Annotated in this window: 17 protein-coding genes and 1 riboswitch; of the genes, 8 read left to right on the top strand and 9 right to left on the bottom strand. The window is 71.5% G+C overall.

All coding sequences use genetic code 11. The features are described 5' to 3' along the window. Window positions 1–329 precede the first annotated feature (329 nt). On the top strand, window positions 330–860 hold the full coding sequence (locus ACFQ6S_RS41595; RefSeq protein ID WP_383421137.1) for a DoxX family protein: 531 nt from the start codon (window positions 330–332) through the stop codon (window positions 858–860). 12 nt (window positions 861–872) lie between these two features. Here the strand turns inward: ACFQ6S_RS41595 and ACFQ6S_RS41590 are convergent, their stop codons facing one another. Further along, window positions 873–1,115, bottom strand: coding sequence for a hypothetical protein (locus ACFQ6S_RS41590; RefSeq protein ID WP_383421134.1), 243 nt, complete (start codon window positions 1,113–1,115; stop codon window positions 873–875). Beyond that, window positions 1,102–2,535: a PspC domain-containing protein gene (locus ACFQ6S_RS41585; protein WP_383421131.1), complete on the bottom strand. Its 1,434-nt coding sequence runs from the start codon at window positions 2,533–2,535 to the stop codon at window positions 1,102–1,104. The genes ACFQ6S_RS41590 and ACFQ6S_RS41585 overlap by 14 nt, the downstream gene beginning before the upstream one ends. A 143-nt stretch (window positions 2,536–2,678) precedes the next feature. Between ACFQ6S_RS41585 and ACFQ6S_RS41580 the strand changes: the two genes are divergently transcribed. Next, a complete protein-coding gene (locus tag ACFQ6S_RS41580) occupies window positions 2,679–4,004 on the top strand; it encodes a PspC domain-containing protein (protein ID WP_383421128.1) in 1,326 nt (441 codons plus the stop codon). Next, complete coding sequence (locus ACFQ6S_RS41575) at window positions 4,001–4,720, top strand: LuxR C-terminal-related transcriptional regulator (RefSeq protein ID WP_383237463.1); 720 nt, start codon at window positions 4,001–4,003, stop codon at window positions 4,718–4,720. Before ACFQ6S_RS41580 ends, ACFQ6S_RS41575 begins: the two co-directional genes overlap by 4 nt. Before the next feature lie 35 nt (window positions 4,721–4,755). Here the strand turns inward: ACFQ6S_RS41575 and ACFQ6S_RS41570 are convergent, their stop codons facing one another. Next, the gene (locus ACFQ6S_RS41570) at window positions 4,756–5,838 is read right to left on the bottom strand and encodes an NlpC/P60 family protein (protein WP_383421125.1); all 1,083 of its coding nucleotides are present in this window, start codon (window positions 5,836–5,838) and stop codon (window positions 4,756–4,758) included. Window positions 5,839–6,344: 506 nt separating this feature from the next. Between ACFQ6S_RS41570 and ACFQ6S_RS41565 the strand changes: the two genes are divergently transcribed. Next, window positions 6,345–6,698, top strand: coding sequence for a hypothetical protein (locus ACFQ6S_RS41565; protein WP_383421122.1), 354 nt, complete (start codon window positions 6,345–6,347; stop codon window positions 6,696–6,698). Here the strand turns inward: ACFQ6S_RS41565 and ACFQ6S_RS41560 are convergent. Together ACFQ6S_RS41560 and ACFQ6S_RS41555 are read right to left on the bottom strand one after the other, a co-directional pair. Beyond that, on the bottom strand, window positions 6,676–7,689 hold the full coding sequence (locus ACFQ6S_RS41560) for a tellurite resistance/C4-dicarboxylate transporter family protein (RefSeq protein WP_383421119.1): 1,014 nt from the start codon (window positions 7,687–7,689) through the stop codon (window positions 6,676–6,678). The genes ACFQ6S_RS41565 and ACFQ6S_RS41560 overlap by 23 nt on opposite strands. Before the next feature lie 342 nt (window positions 7,690–8,031). Continuing rightward, a complete protein-coding gene (locus ACFQ6S_RS41555) occupies window positions 8,032–9,207 on the bottom strand; it encodes an NlpC/P60 family protein (RefSeq protein ID WP_383421116.1) in 1,176 nt (391 codons plus the stop codon). 8 nt (window positions 9,208–9,215) lie between these two features. Beyond that, window positions 9,216–9,384, bottom strand: a riboswitch (cyclic di-AMP (ydaO/yuaA leader). A gap of 372 nt (window positions 9,385–9,756) precedes the next feature. Between ACFQ6S_RS41555 and pcrA the strand changes: the two genes are divergently transcribed. Further along, window positions 9,757–12,240: a DNA helicase PcrA gene (pcrA, locus tag ACFQ6S_RS41550; protein WP_383421113.1), complete on the top strand. Its 2,484-nt coding sequence runs from the start codon at window positions 9,757–9,759 to the stop codon at window positions 12,238–12,240. A 77-nt stretch (window positions 12,241–12,317) separates the two neighbouring features. Here pcrA and ACFQ6S_RS41545 read toward each other — a convergent pair whose 3' ends face one another. Next, window positions 12,318–13,850, bottom strand: coding sequence for a M23 family metallopeptidase (locus ACFQ6S_RS41545; RefSeq protein ID WP_383421110.1), 1,533 nt, complete (start codon window positions 13,848–13,850; stop codon window positions 12,318–12,320). A 217-nt stretch (window positions 13,851–14,067) separates the two neighbouring features. Continuing rightward, window positions 14,068–14,928 (bottom strand): esterase/lipase family protein, encoded by an 861-nt coding sequence (locus ACFQ6S_RS41540; RefSeq protein ID WP_383421107.1) that lies wholly within the window; start codon window positions 14,926–14,928, stop codon window positions 14,068–14,070. A gap of 650 nt (window positions 14,929–15,578) precedes the next feature. On the opposite strand from ACFQ6S_RS41540, the gene ACFQ6S_RS41535 reads away from it, so the two are divergent. Then, window positions 15,579–15,995: a cobalamin B12-binding domain-containing protein gene (locus tag ACFQ6S_RS41535; protein WP_383421104.1), complete on the top strand. Its 417-nt coding sequence runs from the start codon at window positions 15,579–15,581 to the stop codon at window positions 15,993–15,995. 80 nt (window positions 15,996–16,075) lie between these two features. Here ACFQ6S_RS41535 and ACFQ6S_RS41530 read toward each other — a convergent pair whose 3' ends face one another. Together ACFQ6S_RS41530 and ACFQ6S_RS41525 are read right to left on the bottom strand one after the other, a co-directional pair. Beyond that, the gene (locus ACFQ6S_RS41530) at window positions 16,076–17,710 is read right to left on the bottom strand and encodes a DUF5691 domain-containing protein (protein ID WP_383421101.1); all 1,635 of its coding nucleotides are present in this window, start codon (window positions 17,708–17,710) and stop codon (window positions 16,076–16,078) included. An 86-nt stretch (window positions 17,711–17,796) separates the two neighbouring features. Continuing rightward, complete coding sequence (locus tag ACFQ6S_RS41525) at window positions 17,797–19,152, bottom strand: SWIM zinc finger family protein (protein WP_383421098.1); 1,356 nt, start codon at window positions 19,150–19,152, stop codon at window positions 17,797–17,799. Window positions 19,153–19,318: 166 nt separating this feature from the next. Between ACFQ6S_RS41525 and ACFQ6S_RS41520 the strand changes: the two genes are divergently transcribed. Then, the gene (locus tag ACFQ6S_RS41520) at window positions 19,319–20,449 is read left to right on the top strand and encodes an AAA family ATPase (protein WP_383421095.1); all 1,131 of its coding nucleotides are present in this window, start codon (window positions 19,319–19,321) and stop codon (window positions 20,447–20,449) included. A gap of 416 nt (window positions 20,450–20,865) precedes the next feature. Further along, window positions 20,866–23,547 (top strand): DUF5682 family protein, encoded by a 2,682-nt coding sequence (locus tag ACFQ6S_RS41515; RefSeq protein WP_383421163.1) that lies wholly within the window; start codon window positions 20,866–20,868, stop codon window positions 23,545–23,547. Window positions 23,548–23,674: the final 127 nt, after the last annotated feature.

Here is a 23,674-nt window from a genome sequence, read left to right as displayed (position 1 = left end):
GTTGCCGTCGGGCAGAGAGGTGCTCTTCGTTGACGCCCGCCGCTGCGGGCGGACACCCCCCGGCACGGCCCCTTGCCGCCGTACGCGGGTGCGGGCCGGTGGGCCGCCGGCACCATCCAGCCCGTCCGGCGTTTGAGGATGTGGGTCCTTCATGGGCGACCGGGGTCTGGGAGCGGCTGCCCCCTGGTGAGGTCTGGGGGGCGCGGGGGTTTCCCGGGGGGCGGCCTGGGCGGAGAATACGGGGCGGCACGGTTGAGCGGCGCAGCCACTGCTTACGTATGGTCTTTTGAGGGGTCACGGCACCGGCGGGCGAGAGGCGGCTACTGGCGATGACTCACGGTATGCATACGGACACCCACAGCCCTTATCTTGACGGCGACCGGGGCTGGCGGGACACCGCCACCCGTTACGCGCTGCTCCCTCTGCGCGTCTTCCTCGGCGTCACCTTCATCTATGCCGGGCTGGACAAACTCACCGACAGCGCCTTCATGAAGGACTCAGGTGCGGGCTCGATCGGCGACATGATGCGTGCCGTTCGGGACTCGTCGGCCATTCCGGCCATGGTCGACATGGCCTTGGACAACCCGGTGGCCTTCGGTTACGCCATCGCCTTCGGTGAGCTGGCTGTCGGCATCGGCACGCTGATCGGGCTGTTCGCCCGTCTGGCGGCGCTCGGTGGGGCGCTTATCTCGCTGAGTCTGTGGTTGACGGTGAGCTGGGCCTCCGAGCCCTACTACTACGGCAATGACCTGGCTTATCTGATGGCCTGGCTGCCGCTTGTGCTGGCCGGTGCTTCCCTGTTGTCGGTGGATGCGGCTATTCGGGCGCGGCGACGGCAGCGGATGGGCGGGTATCGGTAGCTCGGTCGCTGGTCAGGCGGGTGTGTCCTGGCGGGGGGTGGCGGCTGGGCGTGTGGTGGTGCGGTGTCTGCGGCGGATCGCTCGGGTCACGAGTGCCGTCGTGCCTGCCAGGAACAGGCCGAAGATGACCAGGGGGATCACCGCGAACCACGGTGTCTCCCAGGCGCCGCCCGCGTCACCGGCGTAGATGATGCCCGTGAGGGTCAGGAAGGTGCCGGCGACCAGCCTTCCGGGCTGGAACTCATGACGCAGCACGGCTCACCTCCGCCTGTCCGACTCCGACGCTCAGGTCGAGGTCCAGCGTGCCCGCGCTTCTGGTGCCCGTGGCCGGTTTCAGGGTCAGCTCCTTGTGCTTGCCCGGTGCGACGTCCACGTCCTGCTCGTCGTCGCCCGGCAGTTGGATGTCTCCGACGCCGACGTCGATGCTCAGCTTCACGGTCGCGTCCTTGGGGACGATCACTTTCAGCTGGCCGACGCCCACGTCGGCCCTCGTCGTCACCGTCTGTCCCTCGGTGAAACGGAGCCGGGTCAGGTCCAGGGTGCCGACGCCCGTGCCTAGTTCGTAGTCGTCCTTCACCTGTGCCGCGGCTGCCGGTCGCCAGTCCTTTTCGATCCAGTGGGTGCTGATGTCCTTGGGCAGGGCGGCCGAGGCGGCCAGCAGGCCCGCGGTGATGATCGCCAGGAAGACGGAGCCCGCTCCCGTGCGGCCCAGGAACGCGCTGATCGCTATGCCCAGGCCTATGACCAGCAGCGCGCAGGCCAGGCCGGTCTGGAGGCTGGTGCCGAGCGTGTCGTCCTCCCACGTCGCGCCCGTGCCCAGGGCGCCGGCGAGGAGGGCCAGCAGGAACACCCAGCCGCCGATCCAGCGGGGGCCGCGCGGCTTGGGCTGCTGGGGGCGACGGGTCCGGATGTCCTGGCGGCTGCTCCAGGTGTGGCCCAGGCCGATGTTGACGGCGGCCGCGATGTCGCGGTCGCGGGCGTCGCCGGGGCCCCAGAGATAGCCCGTGCCGCCCTCGTGGGTGCCGTCCTTGACGATGGGGTCGCGCCACCAGGAGGGGTAGGCGGTGGCGACCGGTGGGGCCTGGGCCTCCGGTGGGGCGTCGGCGACGGCCTGGGCGGAGAGGGGGTCGGGGTCGGGGGTGCCACGGTGTCGCGACCAGTAGCCGGCGCCCGCCAGGAGGAGGGAGAGGACGACGGCGAAGGCGAGCACCCCGCCGTTCCTCAGGAGTGTCAGGAAGACGCCGCAGCCGACCAGCGCGAACAGCACGGCCGTCAGCGCCTGGCCGTCGACTCGGCCGGTCAGCAGCTTGCGCACCTCGTTCTCGTCCTCGTCGGAGTACGGGACGAAGAGCCAGGCGAAACCGTAGAAGATCAGGCCGATGCCACCGGTCGCGGAGAGCACGGCGAGGGTGATCCGGAAGATCACCGGGTCCATGTCGCACTGCCGTCCGAGCCCGGCGCACACGCCGGCCAGCATCTTGTTCCCCCTGTCGCGCCGGAACCTGTGCGGCGGGTCGAGGACGCCCGCTTCCTCGGACGCCTCTGTCTCCGCGCTCGCGTGCGCGCGGGGTTCCTCACCCGCGGCGCTCGCGGGTGCCGGGCCGGACGGGGTGCCCGCGGTGGGCACGGCGTCCGGCTCGGGCACGGAGTCCGCGGCGTGCTGGTGATCGGTCATGGGTCCATGGTGACGGTCGGGTCGGCGAGATGGGAGTCGGAATGACCCTGGTCGGACCCTGATATCGGCCCTGAGGCGGGTGCGGGGGATGTGTGCGAGACGGCGGCCTCCGAAGATCAGGGGAGTCTAGGGGGTCGACCCTGATGCCCTGGTCGGCCGGGCGTGTGAACATCGATGGCATGCCGGAAGCCGCAGCAGCGCCACTTGTCGAACCGCGGCCGCCGCGCAAGCTCTACCGCAGCAGTGACGGACGCTGGCTCGGGGGCGTGGCGCGGGGGCTGGCCGGGCATCTCGGCCTGCCCGTCATCTGGGTGCGGCTCGTCTTCGTCGGCCTGTTCATGGCGGACGGCCTCGGCGCGCTGCTGTATGCCGCGTTCTGGTTCTTCGTGCCGCTCGGCGTCGGCGGTGTCGACGCACAGCGGCCGCCTCCCTTCACCACCGAGACCGCGGCCGACGGCCGCCGCAGACTCGTCGCCCGGAAGCCGGACAAGGGGCAGATCGTCGCGCTGCTCCTCATGGTCGCGGTGGCCATGGTCTTCGTCGGCAGCGTGGACCTGGGCAACGGCGCCAAGGCCTATCTGCTGCCCGCCGTCCTCGTCGGCGCGGGCGTCGCCCTGGTCTGGCGCCAGGCGGACAACGCCCGCCGGGCCCGCTGGATGGAGGTCGGGCGGCGTCGGCGCACCCTCAGTCTGCTGCGTGCCGCGGGCGGCGTCGTCCTGGTCACGGCCGGCGTCTCCGGGATCTTCGTCCTCCAGGGCTCCGCCGCCCACCTCGGCTCCGTCCTGCAGGCCGCCCTGGCTGTCCTCGTCGGCATAACGCTCCTCGCGGGGCCGTACCTGGTCCGGATGACCCAGGACCTCTCCGAGGAACGTCTGATGCGCATCCGCGCCCAGGAGCGCGCCGAGGTCGCCGCCCACGTCCACGACTCGGTGCTGCACACCCTGACCCTGATCCAGCGCAACGCGGAGAACGCGAACGAGGTCCGCCGCCTCGCCCGCGCCCAGGAGCGCGACCTGCGCACCTGGCTCTACAAGCCCGAGGGCACCGGCAAGGACGAAGCCGACGAACCCGCCAACCTCGCCGACGCGGTGCGACGCAATGCCGCCGAGGTGGAGGACAAGCACGGCGTCCCCATAGAGGTCGTGGTCGTCGGCGACTGCCCGCTCGACGAGAGGATCGCCGCACAGATGCAGGCCGCGCGCGAGGCGATGGTGAACGCCGCGAAGTACGGTGGCGAGGGCGGCGCCGTGCAGGTCTACGCCGAGGTCGAGGGAAAGACCGTCTTCGTGTCCGTCCGGGACCGCGGTCCGGGCTTCGACCTCGACTCGATACCCGCCGACCGTATGGGCGTTAGAGAATCGATCATCGGCCGCATGGAGCGCAACGGCGGTACGGCCCGGCTCCGGGCGGTACCGAGCGGCGGCACGGAGGTCGAGCTGGAGATGGAGAGGGCGGAGAAGACGTCATGAGCGACCCGACCGAGGCGAACGAACCCGTGGAGTCGACCGGCGGGAGCGCGGGCGAGCGGCATGTGCGCGTGGTCCTCGTCGACGACCACCGCATGTTCCGTACGGGAGTCCAGGCCGAGATCGGCCGCACCGAGCAGACCGGCGTCGAGGTCGTCGGCGAGGCCGCGGACGTCGACCAGGCGGTCACGGTCATCACCGCGACCCGACCCGAGGTCGTCCTCCTCGACGTGCACCTCCCCGGTGGCGGTGGCGTCGAAGTCCTGCGCCGCTGCGCCCCGTTGATGGCGGACGCCGAGCAGCCCGTCCGCTTCCTCGCGCTGTCCGTCTCGGACGCGGCGGAGGACGTGATCGGGGTGATCCGGGGCGGTGCGCGCGGATACGTGACGAAGACGATCACCGGCACGGACCTGGTCGACTCCATCTTCCGGGTCCAGGACGGCGACGCGGTGTTCTCGCCGCGCCTCGCCGGGTTCGTACTGGACGCGTTCGCGTCGACGGACGCGCCGCCGGTCGACGAGGACCTCGACCGGCTCACCCAGCGCGAGCGGGAGGTGCTGCGGCTGATCGCGCGGGGATACGCGTACAAGGAGATCGCCAAGCAGCTGTTCATCTCCGTGAAGACGGTCGAGTCGCATGTGTCGGCGGTGCTGAGGAAGCTCCAGTTGTCGAATCGGCATGAGCTGACTCGGTGGGCGACGGCACGGCGTCTGGTGTGAGGGCGGGCCCCGGTCCGGCGGGGCCCCACGCTCGCTCAAGCCACCCGGGTGGCCCCTGCGAAGGGCATCTCGTCGAGTGGGGCCACGCGCACCGGGGCCGACGGGTTCGGGGCGTGGATCATCTGGCCGTTGCCGATGTAGAGGCCCACGTGGCTGATGCTCGAGTAGAAGAACACCAGGTCGCCCGGGAGGAGTTCGGACCGGGAGACGCGGCGGCCCGCGTCGATCTGGGCGTACGTCGTACGGGGCAGGGAGATGCCGGCCGAGCGGTACGCGGCCTGGGTGAGGCCTGAGCAGTCGAAGGCGTCCGGGCCGGTCGCGCCCCAGACATAGGGACTGCCGAGCTTGGCGTAGACGTAGGAAATGGCGGACGCCGCACGGGAGTTGGGTGCCCCCGCGGTGGCCGGGCCGAGGGCGGTGAGGGCGTCGCGGGCGCCTGTCGCGGAACGGGCGGCGCGGTCCGTGCCGCTCTGCTGGAGGTGGGCACGCTCCTGGGCGGTCAGCCGGGCGAGCAGTTCCTTGGCCTCGTCCAGCTTGCCGGTGAGCGTCTCCTTGTGGCGTTTCAGCTCGGCCTGGCGGGACTTCAGCGAGGTCAGTTCGATGTGGGCGGCGCCGCGCAGCTGCTCGATCTCGCGCAGCTGTCTGCGGACGTCGGCGACGGACGCCGCCTGACGGTGGCCGGCGCGGTCCGCGAACTCGGCGCCGGCGAGATAGCGGTCGGGGTCCTCGGAGAGCGCGAGCTGGAGCGCGGGGTCGACGCCGCTGGCGCGGTACTGCGCCGCGGCCATCGAACCGAGCGCGTCACGTGCCGAGTTGAGCGTGTCCGTCTTGCGGGCGGCCTCGTCCTGAAGCGTCCTGATCCGCTGCTCGGCCGCGTCCGCCTTCTCCTTCGCCCCGTTGTACTTCTCGGTGGCGACCTCCGCCTCCTGGTACAGCTTGTCCACCTTCGCCTTCACCTGCGCCGGTGTCAGCTGCGGCTCGGCGTGTCCGGTCCCGTCGAAACCCGTCGCCGTCGCCGCGCCCGCCAAGGCGATCGTCCATGCCGTGCGGGCGGTATTGCCGCCGATGCCGCCGATGCCGCCGACCGTGCGGCGGCGGGGCTTTCGGTGCGCTGCCACGTGGACTGCACGTCCTTTCGTACGACCGCCTCGTCCCCTACGCCCGCCTGGGACGGCGGACGGTGGGCGTCGCCCGCCCCGGAGGAGCGGCGGGGTGTACGTGCGCCTGGGGGGAGCGGACGTACGACCGCCCGGGGCGGGTTACGCATCCGGCGGCGGCCTGCACAGGGGGAGCGGGCCGCCGCCGGACTTTTTCGGCGGTGGTGGCCGACTGCCGCCCCTGGCCCGGGCGGCGGTGGGGAGCCGGTCACCTGGTGGAGGACGCTAAACCTCGCTGTGCCGGGTCGGTGACGCGTTGTGCGGAAGTGCTGAGAGCGGACCGTCGGTGACCGTAAGTGAGCGTGATCCCGGGATGGGGGCGTCTGGTTCACGCTGAGTGCTGACCGATGTGGCGATTCGGGGTTGCGGAGGGGTGGCGGGGTGCTATGGCGCGCATATATGCGAGGGCTGGGTAGGGCGCAGGGCGGTGTCGGGTGGGTTTTTCGTGGTGGTTGGGCTCCGGCTCCATGGACGTACTCATCCATCTCTTCGTCGGTCTGCACATCATCGGTATCGCCGCGCTGCTCGGTGGTTTCTTCACCCAGATGAAGGCGATGGGACAGGGCACCGCCCGGTTCGTCCCCGCGATGCTGCACGGCGCGCTGACCATGCTGGTCACCGGTGTGATCCTCGTCGGCCTCAATCAGGCGGACGACCAGCCCGTCAACAACATCAAGATCGGCGTGAAGCTGGCGCTGCTGATAGTGATCCTCGGGCTCGTCTATGTGAAGCGGGACGAGGAGACGGTGGACAAGAGTCTGTTCGGTGTGGTCGGGCTCTTGACCACGGCGAACGTCTTCATCGCCGTGTTGTGGACGTGACGCCGCTGGCGGGGGCCCCGGGGGTTCTCGAGCCGATGTAGGCCCGCGCCGCGCCCGCGGTGACCGCCAGCCACGCCGCCACCGCGATCCAGAGGAGTACCTCGCCGGGGGTCTCCAGCCAGGGGACGTCCTCGGCGGAGGCGACGGAGAGGGTCGCCGCCGCCGTCATTCCCATCGGGAACACGGTGGCCCAGCGGCGTACGTCGTAGCGCGGCCGTGGCCATGCGAACTCGCCGATCAGCAGGACGGCGTACCAGGCGAAGTCGAATACGAGCACGGCCGCGGTCACCGTGCGCAGGACGCCGGCGTCGTCGGTGTTCCAGAGGTACAGGTCGGGGCCGTCGGCGGCGAGGAGTTTCGAGCCGGCGAGTGCGGAGATGGCCAGGGCGCCGCCCGCCACCCAGTGGTCGCCGGCGCCTTGGGCGATCTGGCGCGGGTCGAAGCGGGGCAGGGCGAGGATGTAGAGCGCGAGGCCCACCCAGAACAGGACGAGCGCGGTGTGGGCCAGCCATGACGTTCTCTCGGCCGCGGCCAGTGTCGCGCCGAGGACGGCCAGGCCCTGGGTGGCGACGCAGCCCAGGAAGACCGAGCCGGGCATGTGGCGGCGCCAGTGGCGGGCCACCGTGATGAGGAGGCCGGGCCAGAGCAGTGCGGCGAGGGCCATGAGGGCTTCGGCGAGGGTTTCCCAGCCGAGAGCGGTGAAGCGGGTGCCGAGGACTGTTGTCGCGGCGATGGCGGTCAGGGCGGCGGGGGTGGCCGCCTCCTTGAGCCACCCCGGGCGGTCCCAGAGGAGCCGGGCGGTGAAGTCGCCGGCGAGGGCGAGCCAGGCTGCGCAGGCCAGGGCCAGGGCGATGCGGGAGAGGGTTTCGTAGCCGGTCTGGTGGAGGGCCACCGAGATGATGCCGGTGGCCATGACGGCGGCGCCGGCGGTGGGGGGTCGCTGCGACCACCAGGTGTGGAGGGGGGAGGTGGGGGTGGTGCTGGCGGGCATGGGGCGATGCTATGGAGCGGGGTGGGGGTTGGGGGTGGGGCGCGCGGGGGGTTGGGTGTGCGTTGATGCCTGCGGCGGCCCGCTTCGGCGAGTGGGGGTGCGCCTGGCGCCTGCGGGTGCGCTCTGGGTCGGGGCCGTGCCGGGGGGTGTCCGTCCTCGGTCCGGCGGTTGCTGGGCGTCAGGAGGTGCTGTTTCTTGACGCCTGCCGCTGCGGGCGGACACCCCCCGGCACAGCCCCTTGCCGCCGTACGCGGGTGCGGGTGCGTTTCGGTGCGACTGACGAAGCACGCGCGCGTGGCCTTATGAGTGGCCCGCGCGCGCGTGGTGGGGAGAGGGGCCGGGTCAGGCGGGGCGGACCACGCTGTGGATCGACGACTCTCCGTCGTAGTAGATCGACTCCTCGCGGACGTAGGCGCCGGGCTTCGGGGCGTGGATCATCATGCCGTTGCCTATGTAGACGCCCACGTGGGTGACGTCGTCGTAGAAGAAGATCAGGTCGCCGGGCTGGGCGCTGGAGAGGGGGACCGTGGTGCCGGCGTTGACCTGGTCGTAGGTGACGCGGGGGATGTCCACGCCGGCGGCCTTCCAGGCGGCCTGGGTGAGGCCGGAGCAGTCGTAGGAGTCGGGGCCGGTGGCGCCCCAGACGTACGGCTTGCCGATCTGGGAGCGGGCGAAGGCCAAGGTCTTCTCGGCCTTGGTGGCGTAGGAGCTGTCCGAGGAGGACGAGTCCGAGGTGCCCGAGTCGGCCGGGGGCTGCTCGGTGTTCTCCTGCTGCTGTTGTTGCTCGGCTTCCTGGCGCTGGCGCTCGGCCTCCGCCTGCTGGCGGGCCAGCTCGGCCGCCTTGCGCGCGGCCTCCTCCTGCTTGCGCTTCTCGATCGCGGCGAGGCGGGCCTTCTCCTCCGCCGTCAGCTTCGAGAGGAGTTCGCGTGCGTCGGAGAGCTTCTGCTGGACGGTGGTCTTCGCGTTCTGGAGGTCGCTCTGCGACTCGGTGAGCGTCTCGAGGCTCTCAGTGGCCTCCTTGCGCTTCTCCATCGTCGCCGACTGCTGCGTGACGTACTCGTCGACCGACTCCTTCTGACGGTCCGTCATGCGGCCCATCAGCTGGCTCTGGTCGAAGTAGTCCTGCGGGGTGTCCGCGAGGAGGAAGGTCGCCGTGTCGGGGGCCGAGGCGCCGGTGCGGTACTGCGCGGCGGCGGAGCGGCCGAGTTCCTCGCGTGCCTCGTTGAGCTTCTGGGTGCGCTGGGCGACGTCGTCGAGGAGGGTGTCGACGCGCTTGCGCTGTTTCGCGGTCTTCTCCTTGGCCGCGTTGTACTTCTCGGTCGCCGACTCCGCCTGGCGGTAGAGGTCGTCGACCTTCTTCTCGACCTCTTCGAGGCTGGGCTTGTCGTCCGTCGAGGGGCTCGCGTTGGCCGTCTGGGACAGCAGGGCGACGGAGGTGAGGGCCGCCGTGGCGAGGGCGGGGGTCCGTATGCCTGCTACGCGCGTACCAGCGGGACGCGACTTGCGGTGCGACGCCAAGGGAGGCGACTCCTTCCATGCTCCGCCTACCGAGTTAGCTGTCGGGTTCGGGCGGGTGGTTCGGAAGGGTTGCCCTACGGCCGCTCCCGGATGGGAAGTCGGGCCGATTCACCCCAAGTTCGGTGGGTCCCCGGCTCCGCGCGCCGTGAGACGCGCCGGACTCGGCGGAGGCCGTGCGGCCCGGCGTCGTTCGCCGGTGGGGGTCGTACGGCCTGTCCGGCACGGTAGCCAACTCGTGTGGCGCCTGTGAAGGTTGATGTTCGATATGCCCGATACATTTTCGTGACCTTGAGTCAGGGCGGGACTGAAGGTGCTTGATTCGGGGAGTGTGTGACTGTTTGTGCGCTTCTCCGAGGAGTGGGCTGGTTAGTGGCTTTTGTCGGGTTAATCGGCCGTTCTGTCTGGGTGATCGCAGGTTGTGAGGGGCTGGTCGCGGGGGGTGAGAGGGCTCTCGGGTGGGTGGGAACGGAAGATCGTCGGGAATCGGAACGTGTGATGTTCTCGGGGCGGCGGCGGGCTGTCAGTGGGGCGGCCTAGACTCGGAGAGCGATGAGCAGCCTCTTTGACGACAGCTTCCTGGCGGACCTCCAGGCCCCACGGGCCCACGAGGAAGAGCCGCCACCACCGCCCGAGGGCGATCACGCTCCGGAGCCGGTTCCGGACGATCTGTTCGGTGGGAAGTTCGACGTGCCACCGGACCGGGACGCCTACTACCGCGACGGCGCCCCGCGCCCGGCCATCGACGCCGCGGCACTGCTGGAGGGGCTGAACGAGAACCAGCGCGCCGCCGTCGTCCACTCCGGCACCCCGCTGCTCATCGTGGCCGGGGCCGGCTCCGGCAAGACGCGTGTGCTCACCCATCGCATCGCCCATCTGCTGGCCGAGCGGAGCGTGCATCCGGGGCAGATCCTCGCGATCACCTTCACCAACAAGGCCGCCGGCGAGATGAAGGAGCGCGTCGAGCAGCTCGTCGGCCCGCGTGCGAACGCGATGTGGGTGATGACCTTCCACAGTGCGTGCGTGCGCATCCTGCGCAGGGAGAGCAAGAAGCTCGGGTTCACGTCCTCGTTCTCGATCTACGACGCCGCCGACAGCAAGCGGCTGATGGCGCTCGTGAGCCGTGATCTGGACCTCGATCCCAAGCGGTACCCGCCCAAGTCCTTCAGCGCCAAGATCAGCAACCTGAAGAACGAGCTGATCGACGAGGAGGACTTCGCCGCCCAGGCGACGGACGGCTTCGAGAAGACCCTCGCTCAGGCCTATGCGATGTACCAGTCGCGGTTGCGGGAGGCCAACGCCCTCGACTTCGACGACCTGATCATGACGACGGTCAATCTGCTGCGTGCCTTCCCGGATGTCGCCGAGCACTATCGCCGGCGGTTCCGCCATGTGCTGGTGGACGAGTACCAGGACACCAACCACGCGCAGTACGCGCTGGTGCGCGAGCTCGTCGGGACCAGCGAGCACCCCGTCGACGTGCCGCCCGGCGAGGACGACCTCGCGCCCGCCGAGCTGTGCGTGGTGGGTGACGCAGACCAGTCCATCTATGCGTTCCGGGGCGCCACCATCCGCAACATCCTCCAGTTCGAGGAGGACTACCCGGATGCGACGACGATCCTGCTGGAGCAGAACTACCGCTCCACGCAGACGATCCTGACCGCCGCCAACGCGGTCATCGAGCGCAACGAGTCCCGTCGCCCGAAGAACCTGTGGACCAACGCGGGCGCGGGCGCGCGCATCACCGGCTATGTCGCGGACACCGAGCACGACGAGGCGCAGTTCGTCGCCGAGGAGATAGACCGACTGACGGACGCGGGCGACGCGAAGGCCGGCGATGTCGCCGTCTTCTACCGTACGAACGCCCAGTCCCGTGTCTTCGAGGAAGTCTTCATCCGCGTCGGGCTGCCCTACAAGGTCGTCGGCGGTGTGCGCTTCTACGAGCGCAAGGAGGTCCGGGACGTCCTCGCCTACCTGCGGGTGCTGGCCAACCCCGAGGACTCCGTACCGCTGCGGCGGATCCTGAACGTGCCCAAGCGCGGCATCGGTGAGCGCGCCGAGGCGATGATCGACGCCCTTTCGCAGCGGGAGAAGATCAGCTTCCCACAGGCGCTGAAGCGTGTCGACGAGGCGTACGGGATGGCCGCGCGGTCGACCAACGCCGTCAAGCGGTTCAACACGCTGATGGAGGAGCTCCGTACGATCGTCGAGTCCGGCGCGGGGCCGGCGACCGTCCTGGAGGCGGTCCTGGAACGGACCGGCTATCTCGCCGAGTTGCAGGCGTCCACCGATCCCCAGGACGAGACCCGCATCGAGAACCTTCAGGAACTCGCGGCCGTCGCCCTGGAATTCGAGCAGGAGTCGGGCGAGGGCGAGGCCTCCGCCGGACTGGCGGCATTCCTGGAGCGGGTCGCGCTCGTCGCCGACTCCGACCAGATTCCGGACGAGCAGGAGGACGGCTCGGGCGTCATCACCCTGATGACCCTGCACACCGCCAAGGGCCTTGAGTTCCCGGTCGTCTTCCTCACCGGCATGGAGGACGGCGTCTTCCCGCACATGCGCGCCCTCGGCCAGACCAAGGAGCTGGAGGAGGAGCGGCGGCTCGCCTACGTCGGCATCACGCGCGCGCGTGAGCGGCTCTATCTGACGCGCTCGTCGATGCGGAGCGCGTGGGGGCAGCCGTCGTACAACCCGCCGTCCCGCTTCCTGGAGGAGATCCCGGCACAGCACGTGGACTGGAAGCGCACCGGGGCGACCGCGCCGGTCTCCTCCGGTCCCGTGTCCGGGGTCGCCGCGTCGCTGTCCTCGTCCCGCTCGCGTTCCTCGGCCTCGGGCGCCTCCGGCTTCGCCACGCGCCGTACCTCGGAGAAGCCGGTCGTCCAGCTGGCGGTCGGTGACCGCGTCACACACGACCAGTTCGGGCTCGGCACGGTGATGGCCGTGAAGGGCACGGGTGCGAACGCCGAGGCGACGATCGACTTCGGGGACAAGCCCAAGCGGTTGCTGCTGCGATACGCGCCCGTGGAGAAGCTCTAGCACCGCCGGCGAAGCTCCGGCACCGACAAGTGCGCCCCCGCTGAAGGGCGGGGGCGTGGAGCGGGCCGTGGCGTCGCTTACGTCGGGTCGACCCCGTGGCTGCGCAGCCAGGACAGCGGGTCTATCGCCGAGCCGCCGCCGGGGCGGACCTCGAAGTGCAGGTGCGGGCCGGTCGAGTTGCCGGAGTTGCCGGAGTACGCGATCGGGTCGCCGGCCTTGACGGTCGTACCGGAGGCGACGCGGTAGGTGGAGAGGTGGCAGTACCACGTCTCCGTGCCGTCCTTCGCTGTCACGATCATCATGTTGCCGTAGGCGCTGTTCCACTGCGTGCGGACGGTGCCGTCGGTCGCGGCCGTCACCGTCGTGCCGTAGGAGACCGGGAAGTCGATGCCGGTGTGCACGGACATCCAGTTGATGCCGGACTGGCCGAAGTAGGCGCTGAGGCCGTGCTGTGCGACCGGGACCGCGAACTTCGGGCGCAGTCGCTCCTTGCGGGCGGCCTCCTCGGCGGCCTTCCGCTTCTCGGCCGCCTGCTGGGCCTTGAGGTCGATGCGCTCCTGGGTGCGGCTGGCCCGGTCGGCGAAGTCGTCGGCGCCGGCGGAGAGGCTCTCCAACTGGGTGTCCAGCTTGTTGTTCGCCGTGGACGGCCTCACGGCCTCGCCCTCCGAGGCCAGCGTGGACGCGTCCTTGTCGTCGGTCAGCGTGCCGACGGAGGCGGCGGCGATGCCCGCGACGCCCATCACGCACGCCGAGGGCACGGCGACCGTCAGCAGTGCGGAGCGCTTGGGGGGCGTACGGCGACGGGAGCGCGCCCCGCTGCGGGAGGCGGCGCGCGGGGAGGGGACCGGAGCGGACTCCTCCTGGTCGTCGAGGAGCGGGGCCACGGCGGGGAGTTCGCCCGTGGCGCTCAACTCGGCTTCGTGCTCGGCCGGGTCGTCGTACGAGGTGTGGTCGTACGGCGGGTGCCCGTCGTAGGACGCGGGATCTTCGTACGCCGAGTGGTCTTCGTAGGCCGTGGGGGCGCCGTGCTCGATCTGGTCGAAGTGCGCCGTCGCCTGCTGGTCGAAGGATTCTGCTGACTGCTCGTAGTCGTCGGCCGCCTGCGCCGCGGTGCCGTCGGAGTTCCACTGGGTGGCGTCGTACGCCCCCGTGTCGAAGGCCGTCGTGCCCCATTCCCAGTGCTGGGTCTGGTTGGCCGGGGCGCCGGACTGGTCGGGCTGGAGCCAGGCGTTCGCGTCCCACTGGCCCGAGACGTCATGGCCGTTGGCCTGCTGCGGGACGAAGGCGAGCCGCTCGTGGTCGTTCGTCCAGGCCGCGGTGTCGTACGCGCCGGTGTCGTAGGCGGCCTGGTGCTGGGCCGCGTAGGCGTCGTAGTGCGCGGTGTGGTGGCTGCCGGTGGACCACTGGGTGGCGTCGTACGCGCCCGTGCTCTCGCCCGGAAGGCTGCCGAACAGCGGGTCGGCGTCGAAGGTCGGAGCGGCGTGACCGGCGGTGGCGAATCCGTTGGCGTCGTAGGCGCCGTAAGTGGCGTCACCGTAGTGGGCTTCCTGGGTGCCGTACGACGCGTAGTGCCCCGAGGCGGCGTCGGAAGCCGGAGTCGGAGACGTCATGGTCCCCGACGGGTGACGATCGTTCACCAACTTCTCTCTCGCCTCGACAACAGGGGCTGCCAGAGCAGTGCGGCGACTGTACCCGGCAGTACGCGGGCACGACAATCTTCGGCAGGTTTCGCGCGCGCAGGAAACGGGCATTCGGCCGTGTTTTGGCGGACTGTGGGCGCGAGTTTGGCCTTGTGTTCGAAGATTGTTCGATGCTGGACGACTGTCGTTACGCCACCGTGAGGCCGTTGGGGTGGGCCGCGGCCTCGGCTGTCGTCCGTGCGGTGTCGAGGGCCTGCCGTATCCCGGTGGCCACCGCGGGGTGCACCGGCAGGGCGAGGTGACCGACGCCGCTGACGCGGACGTTCTGCGCCATCAGGTCCGGGTGGTCGATACAGGCCGTCTCCAGCGGGTCCATCAGGTGGTCGAGGTCGCTCCAGAAGCTCACGAAGTGCGTGCGGCAGCCGGGTGCGGGGCGGGTCAGTTCCTCGAGGATCGGTGAGCCCGGGCGCATCTGGCGCACGATGGGGTGCGCGTTGGCCAGCGGGACAACACGGGTGCCGGAGTGCGGCGTGCCCAGCGTGACGAGCGTACGGACTCGGTGGTCGCCGCCGAGGCGCTGCACGTAGTAGCGCGCTATCAGCCCGCCGAGGCTGTGTCCGACGATGTCGACCTGCTCGCTGCCGGTGCGCTCGCAGATCCCCTCTATATGCCGGCCGAGCAGCTCGGCGGCGGTGCGGATGTCGCAGGTCAGGGGGGAGTAGTTGAGCGACTCGACCTGGTGTCTGCCGTGCTGGGCGAGGCTGCGGCGCAGCAGGACGAAGACGGAGCGGTTGTCAATGAAGCCGTGCAGCAGGACGACGGGGGGCTTCGCCCCCGTGGGCAGCTGGGCGGTGTCGGGTGTGGGAAGGCTGGGGGTGGTCCGGCGCTCCTGCGTGATGCCGGAGGGGTACAGCAGCAGATGCCCGGCGAGGATCGCGATCTCCAGAGCGGTCGCCTTCAGCAGGGCCAGGGAGAGGCCGGCGAGCCTGCTCGGGAGCAGATGCCGGTAGAGCGGGAGAAACGGGAATACTGCCCCGGTGACCTTCATGGCCGACCTCCTTGCGGCACGCTGGAGGACGGCTCCGGCCCCCGTGTGCCCTCGTGGGAAGTCGCGGCGGAGGTGACCGACGGGGCATGAGGAAGGCGCGTGGGGCAAGCGAGGCGCGCGCTGCGCGCAGCGGCCTCGGTGGCCGTGGTGCGCCGATGACCTGACGGGGCTTCCTGCCGGTGTGGCGACGAGGCTTCCCCGCTGTCGTGCCTTACCTGCCCTACGTGCCCTTCGTACCACCGTCGATGTGCCGCACCGCCATGCCGCGCGGCCTGCGGCGCGGTGGTGCGGCGACCTCGTTGCGGCTCCCGTTGCGCGTGGTCCCGCTGCGACGCGTGTACCGCAGGCTGCTGCGGCCCGTGTGCCGCAGAGATGTGGAACGGTGCGCGGCGAACGTGTCCCACCGTGTGATTTCCCCCTCGGTCTGCACCGCGAAACTGCCGGTTGCGGGATGCTGGCGATAACGTTCGTTCACTTCCTCGGGCGGCGTGGCCCGGGGCGTCCGTGCCGTGGAGGTACGTCCGGTGCGGTGAGCAGCGGAAAAGTCCGATACGCGCACCATGTATGACATGTGCGGCCTGTGTGGCATAACTCATATATGAGCGATGCTTGTCGGTACGGATGGATGTAGTCGCTTCATGGAGGCAGTGATGGGTGTGGCAGCCGGTCCGATCCGCGTGGTGGTGGCCAAGCCGGGACTCGACGGCCACGATCGCGGGGCCAAGGTGATCGCGCGGGCGCTGCGCGACGCCGGTATGGAAGTCATCTACACCGGGCTTCACCAGACCCCTGAGCAGGTCGTCGGCACCGCGATCCAGGAGGACGCCGACGCGATCGGGCTGTCCATCCTCTCCGGCGCCCACAACACCCTCTTCGCCGCCGTGATCGATCTGCTCAAGGAGCGTGACGCGGAGGACATCCTCGTCTTCGGCGGCGGGATCATCCCCGAGGACGACATTCCCCCGCTGAAGGAGAAGGGCGTCGCGGCGATCTTCACGCCCGGGGCGACGACGCAGTCGATCGTGGACTGGGTCCGGGCGAACGTGCGGCAGCCGGCGGGGGCGTAAGCCGTAGCGGGGTGCGGGTCGGCCCGGGAATCCGTCGGCCGGCGGCTCCGGGCCTCCGTTCGGCCTGAACGGCCTCGCCCTCAAGTGCCGGACGGACCGGGTGGTTCCAGCTCCTTGATCATGGCCCCGCGCAACCGCAACGTCGTGACCAGCCGCTGGAACGCCTCCGCCCAGTACCCCCCGGCCCCCGGCGACGCGTCCTCCGGCTCGTCCGGTACCGCCAGCAGACCGTCCAGGCGGCTCGCCTCCGCCGGGTCGAGGCAGCGCTCGGCCAGGCCCATCACTCCGCTGAAGCTCCATGGATAACTCCCCGCGTCCCGCGCGATGTTGAGCGCGTCGACCACCGCCCGCCCGAGTGGCGCGGACCAAGGCACCGCACACACCCCGAGCAGCTGAAACGCCTCCGACAGACCGTGCGTCGCGATGAACCCGGCGACCCACTCGGCCCGCTCGGCCGAGCCCAGCGTGCCGAGCAGCTTCGCGCGCTCGGCCAGGGACACCGCCCCCGGACCGCCGGCCTCCGGAGCGGACGGCGACCCGAGCAGCGCCCTCGCCCACTCGGCATCCCGCTGCCGTACCGCCGCGCGGCACCAGGCCGCGTGCAGCTCGGCCTGCCAGTCGTCCGTCACCGGCAGCGCCACGATCTCCCGGGGCGTACGACGTCCCAGCCGCCCCGGCCAGGCGCTCAGCGGCGCGGCCTCCACCAACTGGCCGAACCACCACGACCGTTCACCCCGCCCCACCGGAGCTTTGGCCAGCACGCCGTCGCGCTCCATGCCCGCGTCGCATTCGTGCGGCGCCTCGACGCCGATCACCGGCGCCTCCCCCGTGTGATCCACCGCCACGCAGGCTCCCGCCCGCACCGCCATCCGCGCGGCGAGTGCCGAGCCCGGCAGCGCCGACAGCAGCTCCGCGGCCGTCGACCGGACATTGCGGCTCCGGTCGGACAGCGCCTGCTCCAGGAACGGCTCGTCCTGCGGGCCGAGTCCCGTCCGCAGTGAGTCGAGGAACATCAGCCGGTCCTCGGCGCGCTCCGTCGCCCACGTCGTGGTCAGCAGCTCGCGGGCGGCGTCGGGCTCACGCGCGCGTATCGCGGAGAGCAGGGCGACCCGCTCCGCGAACAGTCCTTCCTGCCAGAGCTGTTGGACCTTCGCCGCGTCCTGAAGATGAGGCAGCGCCGCGCCTCCGCCCGGGGTCGCGCGCAGCGCGAACCGCCAGTCCGGGTTGAGCCGGGCGAGCCACACCGCACGCGGGCCCGCGAACGTCAGCGCCGCCGGGCGCAGATCCGTACGCCCCCGCGCGGCGTCCAGCAGAGCGGGCAGTACCTCGGGGCGTGGCCCGAAACCCCGGTTGTTCGCCGTCGCCAGCCACTCGGGCAGCAGTTCCACGAGGTCGGGTGCCGTGCCTCTGCGGCCGCCGCCGGACACGCCCGGGCGGTCGGACAGCAGCATCGACAGCCTTCGGGCCGCCGCCGGGGGCAGCGCCGGGCGCGGATCCTCCGGGGCCCGCTGCGGACGCTGCGCCGCCCGAGCCGGCCGCAGTCCGGCCCGTCGCCGTACGGTCTCCATGGCCGCCGCGTCCAGCAGAGCCACCGGTGCCTCCCGGCCCGGCGTGCCGCCCGGGGGCGTACGCCGGTCCGTCCCGAGCAGCGCCGCAGTGACGAGCTCCTCCCAGGCGCTCGACGCCGAATCCGCGGGAACGGAGGGACTGTTCATGGGGTCATTCCTCTCTGCCTTAGTGCGGGGTGCCGTGGAGTTCTCGGTGGGTGTCGTGGTTGCGCCATGGTGGCGGGGCACACCGCTCAGCACAGCTGTACGGCCTCTCCCGTCCCCTCCGGCCAGGCCGTCAGCGGGGTGAAGCCGCGGTGGCCGCACTCGCCGAACACCTTGACCGGCGCCCCGCCCGACAGCGCGACCAGGCGCCACAGGCCCGGACGGGCGCGGGCGGCCGGGGTGAGCGGCAGCGCCGTGTCCATGTCGGCGTCCGCGAGCTGCCATGAGTCGCCGTCCGGGGTCGGTATGACCCTGTCCAAGGTCACCGGGACGGAGTCCAGCCATGGATCGGCGCCGAGCGCCTCGCCATAACGGGCGGTCGCCTCGGCCGTCGTCACGCCCGGCGGCCGTATCGCCGCGGGTGCGGGCGGTGCGAACTGCTCGCCCAGCGCGGCTCGCAGCTGACCGGCGCCCGGGTACGACGCCACCTCCGCCTCCAGCGCCAGCCCCACCGGGAGCGTCAGCTCCGGGGCACGGCCGGCGGCGCCATAAGAGAGGAGCAGCGCGGTGCGGCCCGAGTCGGCGCCATGCAGCCATATCCGGCGCGTCGTCAATTTCACGTCGGCCGTGTCGTACTGGGCCAGAACCAGCCAGCGGTCCCGCACGGGTGGTCCGTCCGCCGAGGAGGGCAGGCCGATGCGGGAGCGGACCGTGTCCGCCAGGCCGTCGGGCAGTCCCTCGCGGCGCAGCCAGCCCTGGTCGAGGAGGTGGATCAGGGCGCACTCCTCCAGCAGGCGCACCGGCCAGCCCGGGCCGGATGCCGGGATCGCCCCCAACTCCCGCACCCGCGCGGCCAGCCCGGGGGCCTGGGCGTCGACCATGCGGGCGGCCGTCTCCTCCCACAGCCCGTACCCCGTCTGTTCCGCCCCGGCCAGGCCGCCGCGCAGCAGATCCGCCAGACGCTGCTCCAGCTCCGTCGCCCCCGCGGTGACCCGCACGGCCCGGCGCTCCGCCCTGCGCCGCGCCGCCTCCGGGTCAGCGGACGCCGTAGCGGAACCGGCGGCGCCCGCCGTCCGCTTCTCCTCGGCGCGCTGCCTTCTCCCCTCTATCCACTGCTCCGCCCAGTCCGGCGGCAGCCCCCGCGGCACCGCACCGTCCCCGCCGGCCCAGAGCAGCAGCAGGCCGAGCGCGTGTTTGCACGGGAACTTCCGGCTCGGGCAACTGCACTTGTACGCGGGCCCCGAGGCGTCCGCGATATCGATGACCGTCTGATACGGCTTGCTGCCACTGCCCTTGCACAGCCCCCACACCGTCCCTTCGTCGGCACTCCCCGCCTCGGACCACGGCCCCGCCGCGCCGAGTTTGCTACCCGCTTTGCGTGACGCGGCGTCAGGCGCCAGCGCCAGCACCTGGTCCGCGGTCCAGCGCACCCCCTGCTGAGTCATGCCACCGAAGGTAGATCCCACCACTGACAATCGGTCGGGGCGGCGGTCTCGCCCACGGTTTCGTGAGCGCGTTTTCGCAGGTCGGAACGCGTTGTCAGTGGCGTGGTGCAACGTGGGTGCCAGATCCGAAGCGGCTGAACCGGCCGAGCTGGAGGGGGACTTTGCCATGCCTGTGTCCGTAGAACCGACGTCCGTCGAAGCGGGGGAGACCGAACCGGCCGAGGCGTTGCGACCGCATGCCGAGGACGCCTTCGCCCATGAACTCGCCGTGCTGGCGGCGCAGGACGACCGCCCGCGACCGGCCCGCTGGAAGCTGTCGCCGTGGGCCGTCGCCACGTATCTGCTCGGCGGCACCCTGCCGGACGGCACAGTGATCACACCCAAGTACGTGGGCCCGCGCCGCATCGTCGAGGTCGCCGTCACCACGCTGGCCACCGATCGTGCCCTGCTCCTGCTGGGCGTGCCCGGCACCGCGAAGACGTGGGTCTCCGAGCACCTGGCCGCGGCGGTCAGCGGCGATTCGACGCTGCTGGTGCAGGGCACGGCCGGCACACCGGAGGAGGCGATCCGGTACGGCTGGAACTACGCGCAGCTGCTCGCGCACGGGCCGAGCCGTGACGCCCTCGTGCCCAGCCCCGTGATGCGGGCCATGGCGGAGGGGATGACCGCACGCGTCGAGGAACTGACCCGCATCCCGGCCGATGTGCAGGACACACTGATCACGATCCTGTCGGAGAAGACGCTGCCGATACCGGAGTTGGGGCAGGAGGTGCAGGCGGTCCGCGGCTTCAACCTGATCGCCACGGCCAACGACCGCGACCGTGGCGTCAACGACCTCTCCAGCGCCCTGCGCCGCCGCTTCAACACGGTCGTGCTGCCGCTGCCGGAGAGCGTCGAGGCCGAGGTGGACATCGTCTCCCGCCGCGTCGACCAGATCGGCCGGTCGCTCGACCTGCCGGCCGTGCCGGAGGGCATCGACGAGATCCGCCGGGTCGTCACCGTCTTCCGCGAGCTGCGCGACGGGGTGACGTCGGACGGCCGCACGAAGCTGAAGTCGCCGAGCGGCACGCTGTCGACGGCGGAGGCGATCTCCGTCGTCACCAGCGGCCTCGCCCTGTCCGCCCACTTCGGAGACGGAGTGCTGCGTCCCGCCGACGTCGCCGCGGGCATCCTCGGCGCCATCGTCCGCGACCCGGCGGCCGACCGCGTCGTCTGGCAGGAGTACCTGGAGGCGGTCGTGCGTGAACGGGACGGCTGGACGGACTTCTACCGGGCGTGCCGGGAGGTGAGCGCGTGAACGACGAGGACGACCTGGGGTGGGGCCGCCCGAGCGGTGGATCGAAGTCCGGCGGCTCCGTGGCCGAGGCGCCATGACTCCGAGTGCGGGACAGGTGAGGCCCGGTGGCGGTCCGTGACGGACGGCTGAGGCCGGGACGGTGATCGGTGGTGAGCCCCTCCTGGTCGCGGGTCGGCCAGGAGGGCGGCGTCGGCGGCGTCGTGAGGTGGCTGCGGAGGAGAGGGGGAGCGTGCTGTGAGCGGTGACGTGGTGCGTGGGCCGCGGGGCGAGGGCGGCGGCGTGATCGGCGGCGGCATCGGACGGTCGGGATCGAGGGGACGGTGGACGGTGTGACGGGCGTGGACAGGACGGGGAGCGGGGACCTGGAGGCGGGCGCCCACCGGGTGGGCGATGCGCCTGCGGAGGGGCCGGAAACCGTGGCCGCACCCGCCCGGGCGGTGAGGCCTTCAGGACCGCTGCTGCTCGGCGTGCGGCACCACGGGCCCGGGTCGGCGCGGGCCGTGCGGGCGGCGTTGGACGTGGCTCGGCCTCGGACCGTACTGATCGAAGGGCCGCCGGAGGCCGACGTCCTGATCCCGCTCGCCGGTGACGAGGCCATGCGACCGCCCGTCGCCCTCCTCGCCCACGCCGTGGACGAGCCCGGCCGCTCGGCCTTCTGGCCGCTGGCCGAGTTCTCCCCGGAGTGGGTCGCGATCCGCTGGGCCGTGGAGCATCAGGTCACGGCCCGCTTCATCGACCTGCCGGCCACGCACACCTTGGCTTGGGGGAAGCAGGACGAGACCGCGCTCGATGCGGGCGAGGGCAGGGCGGACGAGCCGGGCGGGGACGCCCTGCCCGGGACCGAGGGCGGCGACGGTTCGGGCCCCGCGAGCGACCGTACGGCCGACTCCGACGAGGCCGATCCCGGCGATGCGGGCGATGGTCGCGCGGATGTCCGGCTCGACCCTCTCGCCGTGCTCGCAGACGTCGCCGGTTACGACGATCCCGAGCGGTGGTGGGAGGACGTCGTCGAGCACCGGGGGATGGGGGACGGGGACGCGTTCGCGCCGTTCCTCGGGCTCGAAGAGGCCATGGGGGCGTTGCGGGAGGCGTATGGGAGCGGGGGGCACGAGCGGGATCTCGTGCGGGAGGCCCATATGCGGCTCCAGTTGCGGGCCGCGCAGCGGGAGTTCGGGGACGACGTGGCGGTCGTGTGCGGGGCGTGGCATGTGCCCGCGCTGCGGCAGAAGAGCACCGTGGGCGCGGACAAGGCACTGCTGAAGGGGCTGCCCAAGGTCAAGGCCGACATGACCTGGGTGCCGTGGACCTATCGCCGGTTGGCCCGGGTCAGCGGGTACGGAGCGGGGATCGACTCGCCGGGGTGGTACGGACACCTGTTCAGCGCGCCGGACCGGCCCGTCGAGCGGTGGCTGACCAAGGTGGCCGGGCTTCTGCGGGACGAGGACCGGATCGTGTCCTCGGCGCATGTCATCGAGGCGGTGCGGCTGGCGGAGACGCTCGCGGCGATGCGCGGGCGCCCGTTGCCGGGGCTGAGCGAGACGACCGACGCGGCGCGGGCGGTGATGTGCGACGGCTCGGACGTGCCGTTGGCGCTGATACAGGACCGGCTCGTCGTGGGGGACGTGCTGGGGGAGGTGCCGTCGTCGGCGCCGGCGGTGCCGTTGCAGCGGGACCTGGACCGGATCCAGCGCCGGTTGCGGCTCAAGCCGGAGGCGCTGGAGCGGGAGTTGGAGCTCGACCTGCGCAAGGAGTACGACGCCGAGCGCAGCAGGCTGCTGCATCGGCTGCGGCTGCTCGGCGTGGAGTGGGGCGAGCCGGTTGCGTCGCGGGGGAGTACGGGGACGTTCCGGGAGACGTGGCGGCTGCGGTGGGAGCCCGAGCTGGCCGTGCGGGTCGCCGAGGCCGGTGTGTGGGGGACCACCGTGTACGCGGCGGCGACCGCCAAGGCGGAGGCGGACGCCGTCACGGCGCAGGGTCTCGCCGACGTCACGGCCCTGGCCGAGCAGTGCCTTCTGGCCGAACTGCCGGACGCGTTGCCCACGGTGATGCGGATCCTCGCCGACCGGGCCGCCCTCGACGCCGACGTCGGCCACCTCGCCCAGGCTCTGCCCGCGCTGGTCCGCTCCCTGCGGTACGGCGATGTGCGCGGCACGGACACCGAGGCGCTCGCGGAGGTCGCCGCGGGGCTCGCCGAGCGCATCTTCGTCGGTCTGCCCCCGGCCTGCGCCGCACTGGACGCGGACGCGGCCGAGGAGATGCGGCGCCATGTGGACGCGGTGCATGGCGCGGTGGGGTTGCTGGGCGATGCGGTGGGTCCGGGGCCGGGTGCTCAGGGTGGGGGCGAGGTTGAGGTGGGCGGGGGCGCCCCTCAAGGGCGCGGGCCCCTGGACGAAGACAGCCCTTCTGAGCGCGCGGCCCCGCGTGCGGACATGCCGGCAGAGCACGCTGTTTCCGGCGCGGGCACGTCCGCAGGGCATGGCACCCCGGGCAGCGCACCCGCTGTCGGGCACGGCGATCTGCGCAAGCGCTGGCACGTGGTGCTTCGGGTGCTGTCCGGGCGGGACACCGTGCCCGGCGTCATCCGAGGGCGGGCCGTGCGGTTGTTGCTGGACGACGGGGAGTTGGCGCAGGACACGGCGGCGCGGTTGATGGGACTGGCCTTGTCGCCGGGGACGCCGCCGGCGGATGCGGCCTCGTGGATCGAGGGGTTCGTCGGTGGTGGTTCGGGCGGCGGGATGCTGCTCGTGCACGACGAGCGGCTGCTCGGACTGGTCGACGCATGGCTGACGGGGGTGTCGGCGGAGGCATTCACGGATGTGCTGCCGCTGCTGCGACGGACCTTCTCGGCGTATGAGACGGGGGTGCGCCGGACCCTCGGTGAACTCGTGCGGCGTGGGCCCGGGGAGCGGGCGAGCGCGGGGGGCGGCGGTGCCGGGATACCCGGTTTCGCGGCCGAGCTCGATGTCGAGCGGGCGGATGCCGTGTTGCCTGTGGTGCGGCTGCTGTTGGGGCTGGACGAAGGGCGGGGCGGGGTGGGAGCGGAAGGGGTCGCTCACAACGGCCTTGCGGACAACGACCTTGTGGGGGCGACGGGATGACGACTGACGGAGTGCGGGAGACGACGGGGCGGGTCGTCGCGGTGGGAGTAGTGCGGCGAGTGCGCGGGGGTGTGGCGCAGGGCCGGCCGATGACGACGACCGTGCCGGTGATCCCGCTCTGGGAGCG

This window comes from Streptomyces sp. NPDC056479, from assembly GCF_042795335.1.
Taxonomy (GTDB): Bacteria; Actinomycetota; Actinomycetes; order Streptomycetales; family Streptomycetaceae; genus Streptomyces.
The sequence above is the reverse complement of the archived record's forward strand: the minus strand, read 5'-3'. Positions and strand labels throughout refer to the sequence as shown.

What these genes read in the sequence shown, in the direction of transcription:
- ACFQ6S_RS41595 (WP_383421137.1), top strand. Translation starts at nt 330, where the DNA reads ATGACTCACGGTATGCATACGGACACCCACAGCCCTTATCTTGACGGC.
- ACFQ6S_RS41585 (WP_383421131.1), bottom strand. Translation starts at nt 2,535, where the DNA reads ATGACCGATCACCAGCACGCCGCGGACTCCGTGCCCGAGCCGGACGCC.
- ACFQ6S_RS41580 (WP_383421128.1), top strand. Translation starts at nt 2,679, where the DNA reads ATGCCCTGGTCGGCCGGGCGTGTGAACATCGATGGCATGCCGGAAGCC.
- ACFQ6S_RS41575 (WP_383237463.1), top strand. Translation starts at nt 4,001, where the DNA reads ATGAGCGACCCGACCGAGGCGAACGAACCCGTGGAGTCGACCGGCGGG.
- ACFQ6S_RS41565 (WP_383421122.1), top strand. Translation starts at nt 6,345, where the DNA reads ATGGACGTACTCATCCATCTCTTCGTCGGTCTGCACATCATCGGTATC.
- ACFQ6S_RS41560 (WP_383421119.1), bottom strand. Translation starts at nt 7,689, where the DNA reads ATGCCCGCCAGCACCACCCCCACCTCCCCCCTCCACACCTGGTGGTCG.
- pcrA (WP_383421113.1), top strand. Translation starts at nt 9,757, where the DNA reads ATGAGCAGCCTCTTTGACGACAGCTTCCTGGCGGACCTCCAGGCCCCA.
- ACFQ6S_RS41545 (WP_383421110.1), bottom strand. Translation starts at nt 13,850, where the DNA reads ATGACGTCTCCGACTCCGGCTTCCGACGCCGCCTCGGGGCACTACGCG.
- ACFQ6S_RS41540 (WP_383421107.1), bottom strand. Translation starts at nt 14,928, where the DNA reads ATGAAGGTCACCGGGGCAGTATTCCCGTTTCTCCCGCTCTACCGGCAT.
- ACFQ6S_RS41535 (WP_383421104.1), top strand. Translation starts at nt 15,579, where the DNA reads ATGGGTGTGGCAGCCGGTCCGATCCGCGTGGTGGTGGCCAAGCCGGGA.
- ACFQ6S_RS41530 (WP_383421101.1), bottom strand. Translation starts at nt 17,710, where the DNA reads ATGAACAGTCCCTCCGTTCCCGCGGATTCGGCGTCGAGCGCCTGGGAG.
- ACFQ6S_RS41525 (WP_383421098.1), bottom strand. Translation starts at nt 19,152, where the DNA reads ATGACTCAGCAGGGGGTGCGCTGGACCGCGGACCAGGTGCTGGCGCTG.
- ACFQ6S_RS41520 (WP_383421095.1), top strand. Translation starts at nt 19,319, where the DNA reads ATGCCTGTGTCCGTAGAACCGACGTCCGTCGAAGCGGGGGAGACCGAA.